Annotated in this window: 1 protein-coding gene; it reads right to left on the bottom strand. The window is 75.2% G+C overall.

Going from position 1 to position 310, the window contains the following annotated elements:
• A partial coding sequence (locus ABD308_RS16625) for a helix-turn-helix domain-containing protein (protein WP_344334963.1) occupies positions 1-256 on the bottom strand: 256 nt, incomplete at its 3' end.
• Between the last annotated feature and the right edge of the window lie 54 nt (positions 257-310).

Here is a 310-nt window from a genome sequence, read left to right as displayed (position 1 = left end):
GGGCGGACGCCCGGCGGCGCGCGGCCGCCTCGAACACCGAGCGGCTGCGGCCCTCCAGCCGCAGCGCGTCGGCCAGCAGCCGGACCGTCTCCTGCCGGGGGCGCTGCACCCGTCCGCTCTCCATGTCGCGGATCGCCCGGACGCTCAGGGTCGCGTGATCGGCGAGCACCTGCTGGGTCAGGCCGATGCGCTCGCGCCGGATCCTGAGCAGTTCTCCGAAGCCCGCCGTCGTCTGCGGGGTGTGAACGCCGTCCATGCTCCGTCCGCCTTCCGTGGGTTGGCCAACAACCGGGGACCAGGGGCTCGGGCC

Origin of the sequence: Kitasatospora putterlickiae, assembly GCF_039527695.1 — a bacterium.
Taxonomy (GTDB): Bacteria; Actinomycetota; Actinomycetes; order Streptomycetales; family Streptomycetaceae; genus Kitasatospora; species Kitasatospora putterlickiae.
Note: the sequence above shows the minus strand (reverse complement) of the source record. Positions and strands in the feature narration are given on the sequence as shown.